The organism is Shewanella sp. LZH-2 (assembly GCF_016859145.1).
Lineage (GTDB): Bacteria > Pseudomonadota > Gammaproteobacteria > Enterobacterales > Shewanellaceae > Shewanella > Shewanella xiamenensis.
In genome coordinates this window covers 3,303,123-3,320,371 of the sequence record NZ_CP069350.1, presented here as the reverse complement: position 1 = coordinate 3,320,371, position 17,249 = coordinate 3,303,123, and the positions used below count along the sequence as shown (strand labels likewise).

Below are 17,249 nucleotides of genomic sequence, written 5' to 3'. Positions count from 1 at the left end.
CTTAATCACGCTGTAGGTATTCGTGTGGATAGTTTGTTGTTGGTGTTCTTTATTTGCTTGGCGTTAGGTGCGTTTGTCGGTTTTATGGCAGGATTATTAGGTATCGGCGGCGGCTTGATTGTCGTGCCTGCATTGCTTTATATTTTGCCATCGGTCGGTATTAGCTCTACTCAGCTACCCCATATTGCGATTGCCACTTCGCTAGCCGCCATTATTCTTACCTCTATTTCATCGGCACGTGCCCACCATAAGCGCGGTAATGTGCCTTGGGAATTGTTCAAATCAATGTTACCGGGCCTGATTATAGGCGCGCTGGCTTCAGGTTTTATTGCTGAGCGTATTCCTGCTGATGCTTTACAGAAAGGTTTTGCCATCTTTGTGATTTTAATGACAATTCAAATGGCTTATCCCGTAAAAGCCGAATCAAATCGCCAATTACCTAATTCAGTCGTGCTTTTTATTGTATCGGCTTTGATTGCGGTTTTGGCCGGTTTGACAGGAATAGGTGGCGGTATACTGATAGTGCCATTTTTGACTTTTTATGGTTTACAGATGCGTCAAGCCGTGGGTTTTTCTGCTGCGATGGGCTTTTTAATCTCTCTTTCTGGCAGTTTCGGCTATATTATTGCGGGCATGAATGCCCCTGAATTGCCCTATGGTACCTTAGGCTATATCTATTTACCGGCGTTATTTGGCTTAATCATAACCTCAATTTTAATGGCTCCGGTTGGTGTGAAGGCTGCAAGCACTTGGCCCACCCCAGTCCTTAAAAAAATATTTGCACTTTTACTCCTTTGTGTCGGTCTCAAATTAATTCTGAGCTGATTTTTAGTTTTTAGCCCTCAATTTGAGGCTGTTGATGGATAAGTTATGGCATTGAATTTTCCCAATATCGATCCTGTGATCGTGAAGTTTGGTCCCTTTGATATTTTTGGACAAACCTTTGAACCTGCGCTGCGTTGGTATGGATTTACTTACTTAGTGGGTTTTGTGGCGGCGATGTGGTTACTCAATCGCCAGGCTGATCGTTCCAATGGTTTATGGACGAGAGAGCAGGTTTCCGATTTACTGTTTTATGGCTTCCTAGGGGTGATATTAGGCGGTCGTATTGGCTATGTGCTCTTCTATCATTTTGATTATTTTCTCGCTAGTCCAATGTATTTATTTAAAATTTCAGAAGGCGGCATGTCCTTTCACGGTGGTTTGATTGGGGTGATTACCGCCATGATTTATATCACTTGGAAGCAAAAGCGTACCTTCTTTGCCGTGGCGGATATGGTGGCGCCCGTGGTGCCTATTGGTCTTGGGGCCGGCCGTATCGGTAACTTTATTAATGGTGAGTTATGGGGCCGCGTGACTGATGTGCCTTGGGCTATGGTGTTCCCAAGCGGTGGACCAGAACCACGCCATCCCTCGCAGCTCTATCAATTTGCTCTTGAAGGTGTTGCATTATTCTTGCTCCTTTATTGGTTCAGTAAACGTACTAAGAAAGTCGGCGCAGTATCGGGTATGTTCTTACTAGGCTACGGTATTTTCCGCGTGATTGTCGAAACGGTAAGGCAACCTGATGCACAGTTAGGCCTCTATTGGGGCTTTATGACAATGGGGCAGATCCTCTCAGTGCCGATGATCCTCTTCGGTTTATATTTAATTCTTCGTCCAGAGGGTAAGCAGTAATGCAGCAGTATTTAGACTTGATGAAACACATTTTAGCCGAAGGTGTGGATAAATCAGACCGTACAGGTACAGGCACTCGCTCGGTGTTTGGCTATCAAATGCGTTTCGATTTGAGTAAGGGGTTTCCTTTAGTCACAACGAAAAAGTGCCATATGCGCTCGATTATCCATGAGCTGTTGTGGTTCCTGAAAGGGGAGACCAATATTGCTTATCTGCGTGACAATAAGGTCAGTATTTGGGATGAATGGGCAGATGAAAACGGCGATTTAGGCCCTGTGTACGGCGCGCAGTGGCGCAGTTGGCCGACCCAAGGTGGTGAGGCTATCGATCAAATTTCGCAGGTCATTGCGCAAATTAAATCCCAACCCGACTCGCGCCGTTTGATTGTCTCTGCATGGAACGTGGGCGAGCTGGATAAAATGGCACTGGCGCCATGCCATGCGTTTTTCCAGTTTTATGTCGCCGACGGCAAATTATCCTGCCAGTTGTACCAACGCAGTTGTGATGTATTTTTAGGTTTACCATTCAATATCGCCAGCTATGCGTTGCTGACGATGATGGTTGCGCAACAATGTGATTTAGCCTTAGGTGACTTTGTTTGGACGGGTGGCGATACACATTTATACTCCAACCATATGGAGCAAACTGCGTTGCAGTTGACCCGTGAGCCAAGACCTTTACCCACCATGACAATTTTGCGTAAACCTGCCTCTATTTTCGATTATCAATTCGAAGACTTCGAACTGACCCACTACGATCCACATCCACATATCAAAGCGCCTGTTGCCGTTTAATGGCGAATTAATCGACCAACACCTCGGAATAGCCGAGGTGTTTTGTCGAAACTAACGATTATACTTGTTCATTTTCTTCGTCTACACTCAATCTATTATGATTTTTGGGAGTGCAAGATGGAAAAAGCGATTAGAAATTTTTTAAGCCAAGAGTCTGCAGGCGGCATCCTTTTATTGATTGCCGTTGCCTTTGCCATGTTGATGGCCAATTCTCCTCTCGCGGGACTCTATCAAGGTTTTCTCGGTACTGAAGTACAGGTGCGTGTCGGTGCACTCGATCTGCATAAGCCATTGTTGCTGTGGATTAACGACGGTCTAATGGCGCTGTTTTTCTTGCTGATTGGTTTAGAAGTTAAGCGCGAGCTACTCGAAGGCGCATTATCGAGTGTGGCACAGGCTTCTCTGCCAACTTTTGCTGCCATTGGTGGCATGTTAGTGCCTGCGGGAATTTATCTTTTATTTAACTATGGTGATCCTATCACTCAAGCGGGTTGGGCAATTCCTGCTGCGACGGATATTGCTTTTGCTTTGGGGATCATGGCGTTGCTAGGTAGCCGCGTACCCGTTGCTTTAAAGGTCTTTCTGCTGGCATTAGCCATTATTGATGATTTAGGCGTTATTGTGATTATCGCCCTCTTCTACAGTACCGATTTATCAACCATTAGTTTAATCATTGCCAGTATTGCGATTGTTGGTTTAGTTGCTTTAAACCGTAAAGGAGTGACTTCATTAGCACCCTATGGCGTATTAGGGCTTATCCTGTGGGTCGCAGTGCTCAAGTCAGGTGTTCATGCCACATTAGCGGGTGTCATTATTGCCTTCTGTATTCCTCTTCGGGCAAAAGATGGTAGTTCGCCTTCTGAGCATTTAGAGCATAGTTTACACCCATGGAGCACCTTCCTAATTCTGCCTGTATTTGCCTTTTCTAATGCTGGGGTCGCTTTAGGAAACATGAGTTTAGATACGCTTATTTCCCCTGTGCCAGTGGGGATTGCGTTGGGATTAATGTTAGGTAAACCGATAGGGGTGATGCTGTTTAGCTTTGTTGCTGTCAAGCTTAAGTTGGCACAGTTGCCTGATGGTATCGGTTGGAAACAGATCGCACCCGTGGCGGCGATGTGCGGGATTGGTTTTACCATGTCGATGTTTATTGCTTCGTTGGCATTTGAGCAGGCAGACCCTATGTTCGGCGATTTAGCACGCCTTGGCACCTTGATTGGCTCAATTCTCGCAGCCTTGATCGGGTATTTCTGGTTATCAAAAGTGTTACCAAAAAAAGGAGTATAACTATGATAAATATGAAATTAGTGGGAGTTGCTGCATTGTTAGCATTATCTTCAAGTGCCATGGCTTCGCAAATTGATGCCTGCAACAAAGATGTCGCATCACAAACCTGCCAAAGCTATCTTGAGGGGATAGTTGATGGGGCATTAATGTTTAAACCTGAGGCATTAGGCGCGAGGCTTGAAACCAATGGTTACGAGTCTAGAGCATTAAAATACCGTGGCGGTAAACGTTTCCAAGAAGCAAACCGTACTTATTGTGCTAGTCGAATTCCTGATCGTGATAGTTTAGTCTCTGGGGTGACTGAAGCGGTTAGCACTGGTACTGCCGCAGATTTAGAGCAACTTCAAGGAATCGTTGTTAACTTATTGGATTGCCAGCGTTTAAAATAGCGATATTGACTCATTATTTGTTAAGCTGGGTCATTGCTACCCGATATGCCACAGCATAGATGCTGTGGCATCCCTAATAGGAAGCTCATTGGCGATGCTCCATCTCAATTACAACCATCTTTACTATTTTTGGATGATTAAGAAAAAGGGCTCTGTGGCAAAAGCTGCAGAAGCCCTTTATTTAGCTCCACAAACGATTACTGGGCAAATCCGCGCCTTAGAAGACAGGCTAAACGGTAGCTTATTTAAACGTGTCGGCAGAAATCTAGAAGCGACAGAGCTCGGAGAGCTCGTCTTTCGTTATGCCGATAGAATGTTTTCTCTCAGTTATGAGATGATCGATTTACTTAACTATCAAAAAGATGACGCTATTCTATTTGAGGTTGGGATTGCTGATGCTTTATCGAAAGCCTTATCAAGTAGAGTGTTGCTCTCGGTTGTTCCTAATGATGGCTCTATGCACCTTGCCTGTTATGAGGCGACCCATGAAAGCTTAATGTCTCGCTTACGCGAGCATAAACTCGATATGATCCTTTCAGACTGTGCGGGCGAGTCACTTAAATATCCCGAAATTCTATCGAAAAAACTGGGTGAGTGTGGTGTGAGTTTCTTTTCTGCTGAAGCTTACAGTGCGGATTTCCCTGCCTGTTTAGAGCAAGGGCCGCTATTGATCCCCGGTCGTAGAACTTCGCTCGGTCAGCAACTATATCGTTGGTTTGATGAGCAAAATCTTAAGGTGAGTATTTTAGGTGAGTTTGATGATGCGGCCATGATGAAGGCTTTTGGTTACCTTAAGCGCGGTATCTTTGTCATGCCATCGATTTATCCCCAAGAAGTGATTTCCCATGGCATGCATTTACTCGGTGAAACCTTAGATGTGAAAGAAGAGTACCATGTGATGTTTGCCGAACGGATGATCCAGCATCCTGCGGTTAAACGCCTCCTAGAAACGGATTTTAGTGATTTATTTGCCGGATTAGATACTCAAGTTAAGCAGTATTAAACTTGTGTTTCAACAACGCTTGCATCGACACTCCATGGACTGAACTGGTAGACTAAGGCGAATTTTGTTTTGGGAGAGATTAACTTGGAGTTAATGAACATTGCACGGGTCCGTTGGGCATGTCGCCGCGGAATGCTCGAATTAGACGTTTTGTTCCAGCCCTTCGTTGAGAATGTTTATCAGGATTTGTCTGATGAAGATAAAGCCCTGTTTATTCGTTTGCTCGAGTGTGAAGATCCTGAATTATTTGCATGGTTTATGGGTCATGAAGTTTGCCCTGATCCTGAGCTTGCCCGCATGGTAGTGCAAGTCCGTGGCCGAGCTGCGCCATAGTTTTAGTGTAAAAGCCTCCTTTGACCAACGTCTCTCGTTGGTCGTATTTGTTTGTGTCTGTAGCACTTCTTTACTTCTCTGGCCAGAAACGGATACCGCAGTACTACATGGACTGAGGGCTATATTCGCCGTCTTAATATTGGGATTCTTGTGCTCTCAGTTATGGCAACTGAGGAAATGGCATTGCCGTTTTGAGCTTAATGGTCAAGGAGACGGCTGGCTATCAACGGGGGAGGCGTTTCATGTATTGCCCAGAACTTGGGTAACGCCGTTTATCTGCTTGGTTTACTATCAATCTGCCGAAAGGTTGCATCTCTTACCTCTATGGGCGGATATGTTTAGTGATACAGATTATCGCCACTTGTGCCGGCTATTACTTAAAGTTAAAACTCAGGCGATGAGCCAACACGAACTACTTTAATCTGAATCTGAATCTGAACTATGAGTGATGAGACTTTCACACCGTCTAAATAACAAACGGGCTAAATCCTTATTAAGATTTAGCCCGTTAAAAGCGTTTAAGTTAAGCTATCCGCTTATTTTTCAGGTTGCAAAATGGTCGGTAGCGGAGAAGCTGACTTTTCAGGATGGTCAATATTGTAGTGCAGCCCACGACTTTCTTTACGTTCCATCGCGCAGCGAATAATGAGTTCTGCCACTTGCACTAAGTTACGCAGTTCAAGCAGGTTATTGCTGACTCTGAAGTTGCTGTAATACTCTTGGATTTCCTGCTGCAACATCAAGCAGCGGCGCAGTGCGCGCTCTAAGCGTTTATCTGAGCGTACGATACCCACATAGTCCCACATAAACAGGCGCAGTTCGTGCCAGTTGTGGGCGATAACGACTTCTTCATCAGAATTAGAAACTTTACTTTCATCCCATGCGGGAATTGGGCCTGGTAAGGGGATTTTATGCAGTTGACTCTCAATATCTTGGGAGGCTGCCCGGGCAAATACCAAGCACTCAAGCAGCGAGTTACTTGCCAAGCGGTTGGCGCCATGCAAGCCTGTATAAGCGACTTCACCAATGGCATAGAGACCATTGAGATCGGTTTGACCATGTAAGTCTGTCATCACCCCACCACAGGTATAGTGGGCTGCCGGGACGACCGGAATAGCGTCCTTTGTAATATCAATACCGAGTTCTAAGCAGCGACTGTAAATCGTCGGGAAATGCTTCATTACAAAGTCAGCATCTTTATGGCTGATATCCAGATACACGCAATCGGCACCGAGACGTTTCATCTCATAGTCAATGGCGCGGGCAACGATGTCACGGGGAGCTAACTCTGCACGTTCATCAAAGTCTGGCATAAAGCGGCTGCCATCAGGGCGACGCAAGTAGGCACCTTCACCACGTAGAGCTTCGGTTAGTAAAAAGTTACGGGCATCAGCGTGGTATAAGCAGGTTGGATGAAATTGATTGAATTCCATGTTGGCAACGCGGCAACCTGCACGCCATGCCATCGCAATACCATCACCACTAGCCACATCGGGATTTGAAGTATATTGGTAAACCTTAGAACTACCGCCAGTGGCTAAAGCGACAAACTTAGCCTTGATGGTTTCAACTTGCTCGGCATTTCGGTTCCACACATAGGCACCTAACACGCGATTACCGGGGCGATTTAATTTGCGGGTGGTAATAAGGTCGATGGCGTTATAGCGTTCTAAAACTTGAATGTTTGGATGGGCGAGGGCACGTTCTTGCAGTGTAGTCTGCACCTCTTTGCCCGTTGCATCCGCAGCATGTAGAATGCGTCTATGGCTATGGCCGCCTTCGCGGGTAAGGTGATAAGGGGCATCTTTAGCATTGTTCCCCGTGGCTTCTTCTTTATCGAAAGCCACGCCACATTCGATTAGCCATTGCATTGCACTCTTGGCGTTTTCGGCGGTAAAAGTCACCACCTCTTTATCGCACAAACCAGCACCAGCGACTAATGTATCGGCTACATGGGATTCGATAGTATCACTTTCATCGAAGACGGAGGCGATACCGCCCTGCGCGTAGTATGTCGACCCTTCCGAGAGAGGGCCTTTTGAAAGCAGAATTACGTTTGCTTTTTCAGCAAGATGCAAAGCTAGTGTCAGACCTGCGGCACCGCTACCTATGACTAATATGTCAGATTGGTGTTCAACTACTTGTTTCATCGGGTATCATGCTATGACTGAGAGTACCATCTATGGTAAACCAACTGACGAATTATGGGTACTTTCCTTTTAACCTTACTTTTTTTGTATAATTCTTAGAACTTTTTCAAAGCACGCGAGTCTACATAAGTGAATATGATTCGAGCGACTGAGAAATCAGCATTTTAGATTTGGGAGAAGTCGGCTCGGATGAGTGGACAAATAAGTGATCAACAATTAGTTGAGCGCGTACAACGGGGAGATAAAAACGCTTTTAACCTGTTAGTGCTTAAATATCAGAGTAAAGTGATTAGCTTGATTTCGCGCTACGTGCGTAACCAAGCCGACGTTGCTGATGTAGCACAGGAAGCGTTTATTAAAGCTTATCGAGCTTTGCCAAACTTTCGTGGTGAAAGTGCGTTTTATACCTGGTTGTACCGCATAGCCGTTAATACGGCTAAGAATTACCTCGTATCACAGGGGCGCAGAGCGCCTGCAAATGATGTTGATGCCGAGGATGCCGAATATTATGAAGGTAGTGATGCGCTAAAGGAGTTTGCCTCCCCAGAGCGACTAATGTTATCGGATGAAATCAAGAAAGTGGTTTTCGAAACATTAGAAACATTGCCTGAAGAATTACGTATGGCGATTTCATTGCGTGAACTCGATGGGATGAGTTACGAAGATATCGCCATCATCATGGATTGCCCTGTTGGAACGGTAAGATCGCGAATCTTCCGTGCCCGTGAGGCAATCGATAAAAAGCTTCAGCCTTTGCTGGAAGCCTAAATTCTTATTTTAAGAAACCCTTAAATTTAGACAGGTGAACAATGGATAAATTAGGTCAAGAATGGGTATCAGCCGCTGTCGATGGAGAGACAGATGTGCAGACGATGGCAGAACTTGCTGCCGATACGCATTCACATAATAAATGGCGTAACTATCATTTGATAGGTGATGCTATGCGGGGTGAATTACCCCAGACTATGGCGTTAGACCTTAGTGCAAGTATTGCTGCTGCAATTGAGCTTGAGCCTGCCATTGTCTCGCCCCAAGCCAAGGCTCCGATAGGCGTTACTGAACAAGTTACAACGGATAAAAACCGCGTAGTGCCACTATTTAAGCAGTTTGGTCAGTATGCGATTGCCGCTACTGTGGCCATGTTTGCCATCGTCGGCGTACAGAACGTTAACCAAACAGCTGATGATGCCGCGTCGCCATCACCTGTGCTTGTTACTCGTCCTCTGGTGGGTAGTGCGTCGCCAGTGAGCTTACAGACAGGGCCTGTCCAACAAAATCAGAGCTACACTAATGACCAAATGAACGAGCAACGGCGCCGAATTAATACGTATATACAGGATCATATGTTACAACAACGATTGAATACGGGTGCTGTTGTAGAAGACAATAGCGAGGTTATTCCCGTTCCTGTCAATCAGTAGTAAGGAGTTAGCTTGCGTCTAATCCTGTTGGCTTTGTTAGCCTTGGTATTTCCTGCGGTGGCGCAGGAAGATATGCCTGCCAAAGTCTGGCTTGAGAAAATGAGCCAGGCTTTAAAAGAGAAAGAATTTAAAGCATCGATTATACAACTTCAGGCCGACCATATTCGGCCTTTGGTTTATCTTCACGGTAAGGTGAATAATCAAGAAGTTGCCTTTCTTGAGTACCTCAACGGTCCTCCCAAAAATGCGGTAAGAGTGGGAAATCGAGTCACCTTTATCGAACATGATCAACCCGCGTACAGTATCATCTCTAATCATATTCAGGGCGTGTGGCCAGCGGCTTTCTCATCAAAAATGAGCGATTTAGAAGTGGGTTATCAATTTGTATTAGGTGGCCGCACTCGCATTGCTGGGCGCCCAGGACAAATGATCCGCTTGTTGCCTAATGATGAATACCGATATGGTTTCCAAATCTGGTTAGATATCGACACCTATTTGCCACTCAGATATGACATGTTGACTCAAGATAAGCAATTGCTTGAACAACTAATGGTGATTGAATTAATTGAATTTAGCGAGCCACCATCGATTCTACAGGAAGCCTACAAGCAAGAATGGCCTGCTGTGATCGATCAGGCTGAACGTCAAGATGGACAAAATTGGCAGTTTTCTTGGCTCCCCGCTGGATTTAGCGTAGTAGTGCGTGATCATCACCGTTTGATTGGTAGCCACGAGGCGGTTGAATATATTGCCTTGACTGATGGCTTAGCCAATATTTCTATTTATGTTGCTCGAGCTGGATCAACGCCATTGCCTGAAGAGTTAATTACGCGTAATGGCTTATCTTTAGTGTCAGAAAAAGTCGGTAATGCTGAAGTGGTGGCTGTGGGTAAAGTGCCAACTGAGACCTTAGCCCGTATCGCGAAAAGTTTGATGTTAAAATAGAGCGGTTCATCATGATGGAAGAAGTGGCGCGGGTTGTCGCCTGTGATAATCAAGGTTGGCTCACCGTTGAGGTCGAGCTTAAAAGCACCTGCAAGAGTTGCAGTAGCAGTGAGTCCTGCGGGACGTCTGCTGTTGCACAGGCTTTTTCTGCAAAGACACAGCAATTCTCTATTCAGAGTGAACGTGCCTGTGAGGTTGGTGAACTGCTAAAGCTGGGGCTACCTGAGAGTGTCATCTTGAAAGCGGCTGCCTTGGTTTATTTGACGCCACTCTTCGGCTTATTTGTGGGTGCATTATTAGGGCAGTTTTTTGCTAGTTTGTTAGTAATCAATTCTGATCTCTGTTCGATAGCCTTTGCTGCTTTAGGCGCGTTAGCCGCTTGGTTCTTTGGAAAACGTAAGGCAAAACAGCTTGAAGTAGATTCGCAACCTGTGATTTTAGCTTATTTAGGTACAGTGATCAGTTTAGATAAATTATCTGTTTGATTTCATGTTGTTATTGATTTCAATTAGACAATAAACTTTTGCTGAGGGCGGCATTTTTCGACATAAAGACAACTATGAGTGAATCTGATTGGTATTGAATCCGCAATCAGGTACAATTTCCCCCCTTTGAACCGTATCCATTTTTCAGTATTAGTCATAGCAGCATAATGAAACACATTAGAAACTTCTCAATTATTGCCCATATCGACCATGGTAAATCGACGCTGTCAGATCGTCTTATTCAGGTTTGTGGCGGTTTAAGCGACCGTGAAATGGATGCGCAAGTTCTTGATTCTATGGATTTAGAACGTGAGCGCGGTATTACCATTAAGGCGCAGAGCGTTACGTTGGAATATACAGCCAAAAATGGCGAAACCTACCAACTCAACTTTATTGACACCCCTGGTCACGTCGACTTTTCCTATGAAGTATCTCGTTCATTAGCCGCCTGTGAGGGTGCGCTGCTTGTGGTGGATGCAGGCCAAGGCGTTGAAGCTCAAACGCTGGCAAACTGTTACACCGCGCTGGATATGAATCTGGACGTGGTACCTATCCTGAACAAAATCGACTTACCTCAAGCTGATCCTGAGCGTGTTGCCGCCGAGATTGAAGACATCGTCGGTATTGATGCGATGAACGCGGTGCGTTGTTCTGCAAAAACCGGTGTGGGTATTGATGATGTATTAGAGGTTATCGTCGAGCAAATTCCACCGCCAGAAGGCAATCCAGATGCGCCGTTGCAAGCCCTCATTATTGACTCGTGGTTTGACAGCTACTTAGGCGTTGTTTCTTTAGTGCGTATTAAACATGGCGTGCTCAAGAAGGGTGATAAGTTCAAGGTGATGTCTACAGGGCAAAACCATACCGCAGATCGTGTCGGTATTTTCACGCCAAAACAAACCGATAAAACTGAGCTAAAAACTGGTGAAGTTGGTTTCGTTATCGCAGGTATTAAAGAAATTCACGGTGCGCCAGTGGGTGATACCTTAACACTGGCTAAAAATGGTGCCGATAAGCCATTACCCGGCTTTAAAAAAGTGAAGCCTCAGGTTTATGCTGGTGTGTTCCCGATTTCTACCGATGAATATGAAAACTTCCGTGATGCACTGAACAAACTCAGCCTGAACGATGCCTCATTGTTCTTTGAGCCTGAAAGTTCATCTGCGTTAGGCTTTGGTTTCCGTATTGGCTATTTAGGCCTGCTCCACATGGAAATCATTCAAGAACGTTTAGAGCGCGAATACGATCTTGACCTCATCACGACCGCACCTACGGTAGTCTATGAAGTGCTGATGACCAGTGGTGAGACTATCTATGTTGATAATCCAGCAGATTTGCCTGCAATTAACAACATCGAAGAGATGCGTGAACCGATTGTTGAAGCCAATATTCTGGTACCAAAAGAATACTTAGGTAACGTAATTACGCTGTGTATCGAAAAACGCGGTACTCAAGTGAATATGGTTTACCACGGTAATCAAGTGGCCGTGACTTACCATCTGCCAATGGCGGAAGTGGTGATGGACTTCTTTGACCGCTTAAAATCAACTAGCCGTGGTTATGCGTCATTAGAGTACAACTTTATCCGCTTCGATCCGGCGGACATGGTGCGCTTAGATATTCTGATCAACGGCGACCGCGTGGATGCGCTGGCGATGATTATTCACCGTTCGAATATTCGTCACCGTGGTTTGGCGTTGGTTGAGAAGATGAAAGAGCTTATTCCGCGGCAGATGTTTGATATCGCGATTCAAGCCGCGGTCGGTAGCCAGATTATTGCCCGTTCTACCGTAAAAGCGTTACGCAAAGACGTAACAGCTAAGTGTTATGGTGGTGACGTTTCCCGTAAGAAGAAACTCTTAAATAAACAAAAAGAGGGTAAGAAACGGATGAAACAAGTTGGTAACGTTGAGGTGCCACAAGAGGCGTTCTTAGCGGTACTTAAGCTAAACGAGTAACACTCGAGATAACACAATTTAGCTATTATTGCGCCGCAGTTTGCGGCGCTTTACTTAGCTTATCGTATGTTTTGTGGTGTTTTTTTATAAATGCGGTAAGTTAACTAAAGTTCGCGAGTCGAAATACAATAGTCGCTGAGTTTAGATCTTTACATTTCAAGGCAGGAGTTCAATACGTAATGGCAGCCTATTTTTCCATTATTTTAGTGCTAGTCACTCTGATTTCAGGGGTGATCTGGTTAGTCGATGTGCTGGTATTTGCGCCTAAACGCCGTGAAAGCTTAGCCTTGGCCAAGGCTTCTCAGGCCAATTTAACTGAGGAAGCCGAATACAATATTATCCGTGAACCCACTGTGGTTGAGACTGCGCACTCCATCTTCCCGGTGATTGCCTTTGTGCTGATCCTGCGCTCGTTTATTTATGAGCCATTTCAAATTCCATCGGGTTCTATGATGCCAACGCTATTAGTGGGCGATTTTATTCTGGTTGAAAAGTTTAGTTATGGCCTAAAAGATCCCGTATGGCGCACTAAACTTATTGAAACGGGCGAGCCCAAACGTGGTGATGTGATCGTCTTTAAGTACCCAGAGAATCCTCAGGTTGATTACATTAAGCGTGTTGTAGGTTTACCGGGCGATAGGATTATCTACCGCAACAAACAGTTGATGATCCAAAAGGCCTGTGGCGCGGAGCAAACCAATTGCCCTGAGCCAGAACTGGTGGCGCGTACCGAAATCAGCCGTGGTGATTACAGCCAAGATGGTGTGCCTTTACTGCGTTATAAAGAGCAACTCGGTGAAGTGGCACACGATATTTTAATTAATCCAAGCCGTCCTGATATGTTGGGTTATTTCAAGCGTGATGGCAATTTACCCGCGGGTGAATTTCTTGTTCCCGAAGGCCATTACTTTGCGATGGGTGATAACCGCGATAACAGTACCGACAGCCGTTTCTGGGGCTTTGTCCCTGAAGAAAATCTTGTCGGTAAAGCGGTGGCTATCTGGATCAGTTTTGAGTTTGACCGTTCAAAAGCCGACTTCCTGCCAACCTGGGTACCAAGCGGTGTGCGCTTTGAACGTGTAGGTGGAATTCACTAGTATGGAACCGATTAAAAATTTGCCGCGTTTGTGTCGTACATTGGGCTATGAGTTCAAGAATATTGACCTTCTAACCCAAGCGTTGACTCATAGAAGTGCGGCAAATAAGCACAATGAGCGTTTAGAATTTTTAGGTGATTCGATTTTATCGATAGTCATTTCGGATGCCTTATATCATCAGTTTCCTAAGGCGACTGAGGGCGATTTAAGCCGGATGCGCGCCACTTTAGTGCGTGGCGATACGCTGACCTTGATTGCTCAAGCCTTTAAACTTGGGGATTATTTATTCCTCGGTCCTGGCGAATTAAAGAGTGGCGGTTTTCGACGCGAGTCGATTCTGGCCGATGCGGTTGAGGCGATTATTGGTGCGATTTACTTAGATTCGGACCTCGAAGTGTGCCGTGAGCTGTTGCTTAAATGGTATGCCGAGCGTTTATCTGAGATTCAACCCGGTGTGAATCAAAAAGACGCTAAAACCTTACTGCAAGAATATTTACAAGGGTTAAAGAAGCCGCTACCCGATTACCAAGTAATCAACATAGAAGGCGATGCCCACGATCAAACATTCACCGTTGAATGTCGTATAGATGACTTGAGCGAAAGCGTGATTGGCGTTGCGAGCTCACGCCGCAAAGCCGAGCAGATTGCCGCGGCTCAAGTATTGGAGTTACTGAAGAAATGACCAAAAAAACAGACTTGCCAGCTGTCGATGCCGTTAACGCGAGCAATGAGCCGAGCTTAGATGAATTACTGGCAAGGATGAATGCAGCGAGCGCAGCGGCGCCGTCTGTTCACTATGATGTGACCTACTGTGGCATGGTGGCCATTATTGGCCGGCCTAACGTGGGGAAATCGACCCTGCTGAACCGTTTGCTTGGGCAAAAGATCAGTATTACCTCGAAAAAGCCGCAAACGACGCGTCATCGCATCATGGGTATCCATACCGATGGTCCACGCCAAATCGTGTTTATCGACACGCCCGGTCTGCATATTGAAGAGCAGCGTGCGATTAACCGTCTGATGAACCGCGCGGCGGCGAGCTCGCTTGCCGATGTGTCTATGGTGATTTTTGTGGTCGATGGTATGACATGGACCGCCGATGATGAGATGGTGTTAAGCAAACTTCGCCGCGGCGGTGAAGAGCGTAAAACTGTTTTAGCCATCAACAAAGTCGATAATATAAAAGACAAAGAAGCCCTTTTCCCTTATTTGGAAGAAGTGGCCAAGAAGTATCCCTTCGATGAGATCCTGCCGATTTCTGCCAGTAAGGGCACCAACGTTAAACGTATTTTAGAGCTGGCGGCAGAGTCTCTGCCAGAGAATCCATTCTTCTTCCCCGAAGATTATGTGACCGACCGTTCGCAGCGTTTTATGGCCTCTGAAATTGTCCGCGAAAAACTGATGCGCTTTTTAGGTGATGAATTGCCTTATGATGCCACGGTTGAAATCGAGCAATTTAAGATGATGGAAAATGGCGTTTACCAAATTAATGCCTTGATCCTCGTAGAGCGCGAAGGCCAAAAGCGGATGGTGATTGGTAGCAAAGGTGAACGCATCCGTACCATCGCCACACAAGCGCGCCTCGATATGGAAACCTTGTTTGATAACAAAGTGTTCCTCGAAGTCTGGGTGAAGGTCAAATCCGGTTGGGCTGATGATGAACGTGCCCTGCGAAGCTTAGGTTACGGTGACGATTAATTGTTACTGATGATAGGCCTAGCCTGACTATGAACGAGCGCGCAGATTGATGAAACGGGGTTATGTTTTGCATCATCGCCCCTATCGGGAGTCTAGCGCGCTGGTGAATCTCTTGGTCGACGGGATTGGGCGTGTCGATGCCGTCGCGCGTGTCGGGAGCGGTAAACGCTCCATCAAAAGTATCCTCCAGCCCTTTCAGCCGCTGATTTTTGAATTTAGCGGTAAATCAGAACTCAAAAACATCAGCCAAATTGAAGCGGCCGCGCCAGCCGTGCCCTTATCGGGTTATAGCCTGTATGCCGGCATGTATATCAATGAGTTGCTGATGCGAACCCTGTCTGTTCACCATAATGCCGAGGCGTTATTTCTCATCTACCACCAAGCCTTAGTAGGGCTTGCGGCGCAGTTTTGTGAGTCGAAACTGCGTTACCTTGAACTGGCGCTTTTGCGGGAACTCGGGGCTATGCCATCCCTTATCCGCGATACACAAGGCGAGCCGCTGATCCCTGAACATTACTACCAGCTTGTGCCTGAACTCGGGTTTCAATTTGTGCTAAACAGCCGAGCAAAGCACACCTATCAAGGCGCGATGTTAACCGCACTTAACGATAATGAGCTGTTGCAAGAGCAGTTTTTAGCAGCTAAACGACTGATGCGGTCTATGCTGCAACCATTGCTCGGAGATAAGCCACTGGTGAGTCGGCAGTTGTTTATGCAAGCGACAGCACCAAAGATGAATGGGAATAATTAGCCCTAGCTCCTGTTTTTTACAGTCTGTCCCAGTACAATAGGGCGCAAATCAGCGTTAATTCTCGCCTTAACAACATAAAGGAGTTCCCGATGAGCCGTATCTTATTGGGTGTTAATATCGACCATATTGCGACCCTGCGTCAGGCTCGCGGCACCAGTTATCCCGATCCTGTCCATGCGGCGGCGGTTGCCGAGCATGCGGGTGCCGACGGTATCACCATTCATTTACGGGAAGACAGACGCCATATTATCGACCGCGATGTGTATCTGCTGGCAAAAACCTTAAAGACGCGGATGAACTTTGAGTGTGCCGTGACAGAAGAAATGCTCAACATCGCCTGCGAAGTCAAACCAACCTACGTTTGTTTAGTCCCTGAAAAGCGTCAAGAAGTGACGACTGAAGGCGGTTTAGATGTGGCTGGTCAATTAGATAAAATCACTGCTGCGGTAAGCCGCTTAGCCGCCAATGGTATTCAAGTGTCACTGTTTATCGATGCCGATAAGACTCAAATCGATGCAGCAGTCGCCTCTGGCGCGCCACTTATCGAAATCCATACCGGTTGCTATGCCGATGCCAAAACGGCTGAGGATGAGGCCAAAGAGCTTGCGCGTATCAGCGAAATGGCAAAATACGCCCACGGCAAAGGGTTGGTGGTGAATGCGGGCCACGGGCTGCATTATCACAATGTTAAGCCGATTGCGGCAATCCCTGAGCTGTATGAGCTCAACATCGGCCATGCCATTGTCGCGCGTGCGGCCATTGATGGCTTAGCGACAGCGGTTAAAGATATGAAAGCGCTGATGTTAGAAGGTCGTCGAGGCGAATAATGGCAATCGTTGGGCTTGGCACTGACATAGTTGAAATCGAGCGTATCACGGCTCATGTGGCACGTTCCGGCGATAAGCTGGCTAAACGCGTACTGACAGAGGCTGAGTTCGATATCTATCAACAGCATAGCCAACCGAGCCGCTATTTAGCTAAACGCTTTGCCGCCAAAGAAGCCGCCGCTAAAGCTTTGGGGACGGGGATTGGTCGTGGCGTATCTTTTCAGCATATCCACATTGGCAATACGACTGATGGTGCGCCGACAATTGATTTTACTGAAGGTGCGCTGCAACGTTTAGCTTTGCTCAATGGTGTGATTGGGCACATTTCAATCGCAGATGAAAAATCCTATGCCATTGCGACAGTGATCCTCGAGTCTCGCTAGTCTCTTACCTTGTACGAAAAAGGGAGCTTTAAGCTCCCTTTTTATTACTCA

At 46.3% G+C, this 17,249-nt stretch carries 20 protein-coding genes; 19 read left to right on the top strand and 1 reads right to left on the bottom strand.

Translation table 11 applies throughout. The features are described 5' to 3' along the window. Positions 1 to 24: 24 nt before the first annotated feature. From JM642_RS14635 to JM642_RS20400, 8 genes are all read left to right on the top strand, one after another. Positions 25 to 825, top strand: coding sequence for a sulfite exporter TauE/SafE family protein (locus JM642_RS14635; protein ID WP_203432062.1), 801 nt, complete (start codon positions 25 to 27; stop codon positions 823 to 825). Positions 826 to 870: 45 nt separating this feature from the next. Beyond that, complete coding sequence (lgt, locus tag JM642_RS14630) at positions 871 to 1,677, top strand: prolipoprotein diacylglyceryl transferase (protein WP_037415571.1); 807 nt, start codon at positions 871 to 873, stop codon at positions 1,675 to 1,677. Next, positions 1,677 to 2,471, top strand: a complete 795-nt coding sequence (gene thyA / locus JM642_RS14625) for a thymidylate synthase (protein WP_037415574.1) — start codon at positions 1,677 to 1,679, stop codon at positions 2,469 to 2,471. Before lgt ends, thyA begins: the two co-directional genes overlap by 1 nt. Before the next feature lie 117 nt (positions 2,472 to 2,588). After that, on the top strand, positions 2,589 to 3,758 hold the full coding sequence (gene nhaA, locus JM642_RS14620) for a Na+/H+ antiporter NhaA (RefSeq protein WP_144375349.1): 1,170 nt from the start codon (positions 2,589 to 2,591) through the stop codon (positions 3,756 to 3,758). Between the two features lie 2 nt (positions 3,759 to 3,760). After that, on the top strand, positions 3,761 to 4,147 hold the full coding sequence (locus JM642_RS14615; RefSeq protein ID WP_037415577.1) for a hypothetical protein: 387 nt from the start codon (positions 3,761 to 3,763) through the stop codon (positions 4,145 to 4,147). A 94-nt stretch (positions 4,148 to 4,241) separates the two neighbouring features. Beyond that, positions 4,242 to 5,150, top strand: coding sequence for a transcriptional activator NhaR (nhaR, locus tag JM642_RS14610; RefSeq protein ID WP_203432061.1), 909 nt, complete (start codon positions 4,242 to 4,244; stop codon positions 5,148 to 5,150). 84 nt (positions 5,151 to 5,234) lie between these two features. After that, the gene (locus JM642_RS14605; RefSeq protein WP_139122633.1) at positions 5,235 to 5,483 is read left to right on the top strand and encodes a succinate dehydrogenase assembly factor 2; all 249 of its coding nucleotides are present in this window, start codon (positions 5,235 to 5,237) and stop codon (positions 5,481 to 5,483) included. Further along, on the top strand, positions 5,464 to 5,904 hold the full coding sequence (locus tag JM642_RS20400; protein WP_099457694.1) for a protein YgfX: 441 nt from the start codon (positions 5,464 to 5,466) through the stop codon (positions 5,902 to 5,904). The genes JM642_RS14605 and JM642_RS20400 overlap by 20 nt, the downstream gene beginning before the upstream one ends. A gap of 115 nt (positions 5,905 to 6,019) precedes the next feature. On the opposite strand, the gene nadB is transcribed toward JM642_RS20400, so the two are convergent. After that, positions 6,020 to 7,633, bottom strand: a complete 1,614-nt coding sequence (gene nadB / locus JM642_RS14600) for an L-aspartate oxidase (RefSeq protein WP_037415581.1) — start codon at positions 7,631 to 7,633, stop codon at positions 6,020 to 6,022. A 189-nt stretch (positions 7,634 to 7,822) separates the two neighbouring features. On the opposite strand from nadB, the gene rpoE reads away from it, so the two are divergent. The 11 genes from rpoE (at position 7,823) to acpS (ending at position 17,198) form a co-directional block, all read left to right on the top strand. Then, positions 7,823 to 8,401 (top strand): RNA polymerase sigma factor RpoE, encoded by a 579-nt coding sequence (gene rpoE / locus JM642_RS14595; protein ID WP_037415584.1) that lies wholly within the window; start codon positions 7,823 to 7,825, stop codon positions 8,399 to 8,401. Positions 8,402 to 8,442: 41 nt separating this feature from the next. Then, positions 8,443 to 9,054, top strand: coding sequence for an RseA family anti-sigma factor (locus tag JM642_RS14590; RefSeq protein ID WP_099457695.1), 612 nt, complete (start codon positions 8,443 to 8,445; stop codon positions 9,052 to 9,054). 12 nt (positions 9,055 to 9,066) lie between these two features. Beyond that, the gene (locus JM642_RS14585; protein ID WP_203432060.1) at positions 9,067 to 9,999 is read left to right on the top strand and encodes a MucB/RseB C-terminal domain-containing protein; all 933 of its coding nucleotides are present in this window, start codon (positions 9,067 to 9,069) and stop codon (positions 9,997 to 9,999) included. An 11-nt stretch (positions 10,000 to 10,010) separates the two neighbouring features. Next, positions 10,011 to 10,484: a SoxR reducing system RseC family protein gene (locus JM642_RS14580; RefSeq protein WP_203432059.1), complete on the top strand. Its 474-nt coding sequence runs from the start codon at positions 10,011 to 10,013 to the stop codon at positions 10,482 to 10,484. Between the two features lie 167 nt (positions 10,485 to 10,651). Further along, positions 10,652 to 12,442: a translation elongation factor 4 gene (lepA, locus tag JM642_RS14575; protein ID WP_037415595.1), complete on the top strand. Its 1,791-nt coding sequence runs from the start codon at positions 10,652 to 10,654 to the stop codon at positions 12,440 to 12,442. Between the two features lie 179 nt (positions 12,443 to 12,621). Beyond that, on the top strand, positions 12,622 to 13,539 hold the full coding sequence (gene lepB / locus JM642_RS14570; protein WP_088585905.1) for a signal peptidase I: 918 nt from the start codon (positions 12,622 to 12,624) through the stop codon (positions 13,537 to 13,539). A 1-nt stretch (position 13,540) separates the two neighbouring features. Beyond that, a complete protein-coding gene (rnc, locus tag JM642_RS14565; protein WP_037427576.1) occupies positions 13,541 to 14,221 on the top strand; it encodes a ribonuclease III in 681 nt (226 codons plus the stop codon). Then, the gene (gene era, locus JM642_RS14560) at positions 14,218 to 15,237 is read left to right on the top strand and encodes a GTPase Era (protein ID WP_144345784.1); all 1,020 of its coding nucleotides are present in this window, start codon (positions 14,218 to 14,220) and stop codon (positions 15,235 to 15,237) included. Before rnc ends, era begins: the two co-directional genes overlap by 4 nt. 49 nt (positions 15,238 to 15,286) lie before the next feature. Further along, positions 15,287 to 15,988, top strand: a complete 702-nt coding sequence (gene recO, locus JM642_RS14555) for a DNA repair protein RecO (RefSeq protein ID WP_037415604.1) — start codon at positions 15,287 to 15,289, stop codon at positions 15,986 to 15,988. An 89-nt stretch (positions 15,989 to 16,077) separates the two neighbouring features. Then, positions 16,078 to 16,815: a pyridoxine 5'-phosphate synthase gene (gene pdxJ, locus JM642_RS14550; protein WP_037415609.1), complete on the top strand. Its 738-nt coding sequence runs from the start codon at positions 16,078 to 16,080 to the stop codon at positions 16,813 to 16,815. Continuing rightward, positions 16,815 to 17,198 (top strand): holo-ACP synthase, encoded by a 384-nt coding sequence (acpS, locus tag JM642_RS14545; protein WP_037415612.1) that lies wholly within the window; start codon positions 16,815 to 16,817, stop codon positions 17,196 to 17,198. Before pdxJ ends, acpS begins: the two co-directional genes overlap by 1 nt. Positions 17,199 to 17,249 lie beyond the last annotated feature (51 nt).

What these genes read in the sequence shown, in the direction of transcription:
- nhaA (WP_144375349.1), top strand. Translation starts at nt 2,589, where the DNA reads ATGGAAAAAGCGATTAGAAATTTTTTAAGCCAAGAGTCTGCAGGCGGC.
- era (WP_144345784.1), top strand. Translation starts at nt 14,218, where the DNA reads ATGACCAAAAAAACAGACTTGCCAGCTGTCGATGCCGTTAACGCGAGC.
- JM642_RS14615 (WP_037415577.1), top strand. Translation starts at nt 3,761, where the DNA reads ATGATAAATATGAAATTAGTGGGAGTTGCTGCATTGTTAGCATTATCT.
- lepB (WP_088585905.1), top strand. Translation starts at nt 12,622, where the DNA reads ATGGCAGCCTATTTTTCCATTATTTTAGTGCTAGTCACTCTGATTTCA.
- pdxJ (WP_037415609.1), top strand. Translation starts at nt 16,078, where the DNA reads ATGAGCCGTATCTTATTGGGTGTTAATATCGACCATATTGCGACCCTG.
- lgt (WP_037415571.1), top strand. Translation starts at nt 871, where the DNA reads ATGGCATTGAATTTTCCCAATATCGATCCTGTGATCGTGAAGTTTGGT.
- rnc (WP_037427576.1), top strand. Translation starts at nt 13,541, where the DNA reads ATGGAACCGATTAAAAATTTGCCGCGTTTGTGTCGTACATTGGGCTAT.
- thyA (WP_037415574.1), top strand. Translation starts at nt 1,677, where the DNA reads ATGCAGCAGTATTTAGACTTGATGAAACACATTTTAGCCGAAGGTGTG.
- rpoE (WP_037415584.1), top strand. Translation starts at nt 7,823, where the DNA reads ATGAGTGGACAAATAAGTGATCAACAATTAGTTGAGCGCGTACAACGG.
- nadB (WP_037415581.1), bottom strand. Translation starts at nt 7,633, where the DNA reads ATGAAACAAGTAGTTGAACACCAATCTGACATATTAGTCATAGGTAGC.
- JM642_RS14580 (WP_203432059.1), top strand. Translation starts at nt 10,011, where the DNA reads ATGATGGAAGAAGTGGCGCGGGTTGTCGCCTGTGATAATCAAGGTTGG.
- recO (WP_037415604.1), top strand. Translation starts at nt 15,287, where the DNA reads ATGAAACGGGGTTATGTTTTGCATCATCGCCCCTATCGGGAGTCTAGC.
- acpS (WP_037415612.1), top strand. Translation starts at nt 16,815, where the DNA reads ATGGCAATCGTTGGGCTTGGCACTGACATAGTTGAAATCGAGCGTATC.
- lepA (WP_037415595.1), top strand. Translation starts at nt 10,652, where the DNA reads ATGAAACACATTAGAAACTTCTCAATTATTGCCCATATCGACCATGGT.
- JM642_RS14590 (WP_099457695.1), top strand. Translation starts at nt 8,443, where the DNA reads ATGGATAAATTAGGTCAAGAATGGGTATCAGCCGCTGTCGATGGAGAG.
- nhaR (WP_203432061.1), top strand. Translation starts at nt 4,242, where the DNA reads ATGCTCCATCTCAATTACAACCATCTTTACTATTTTTGGATGATTAAG.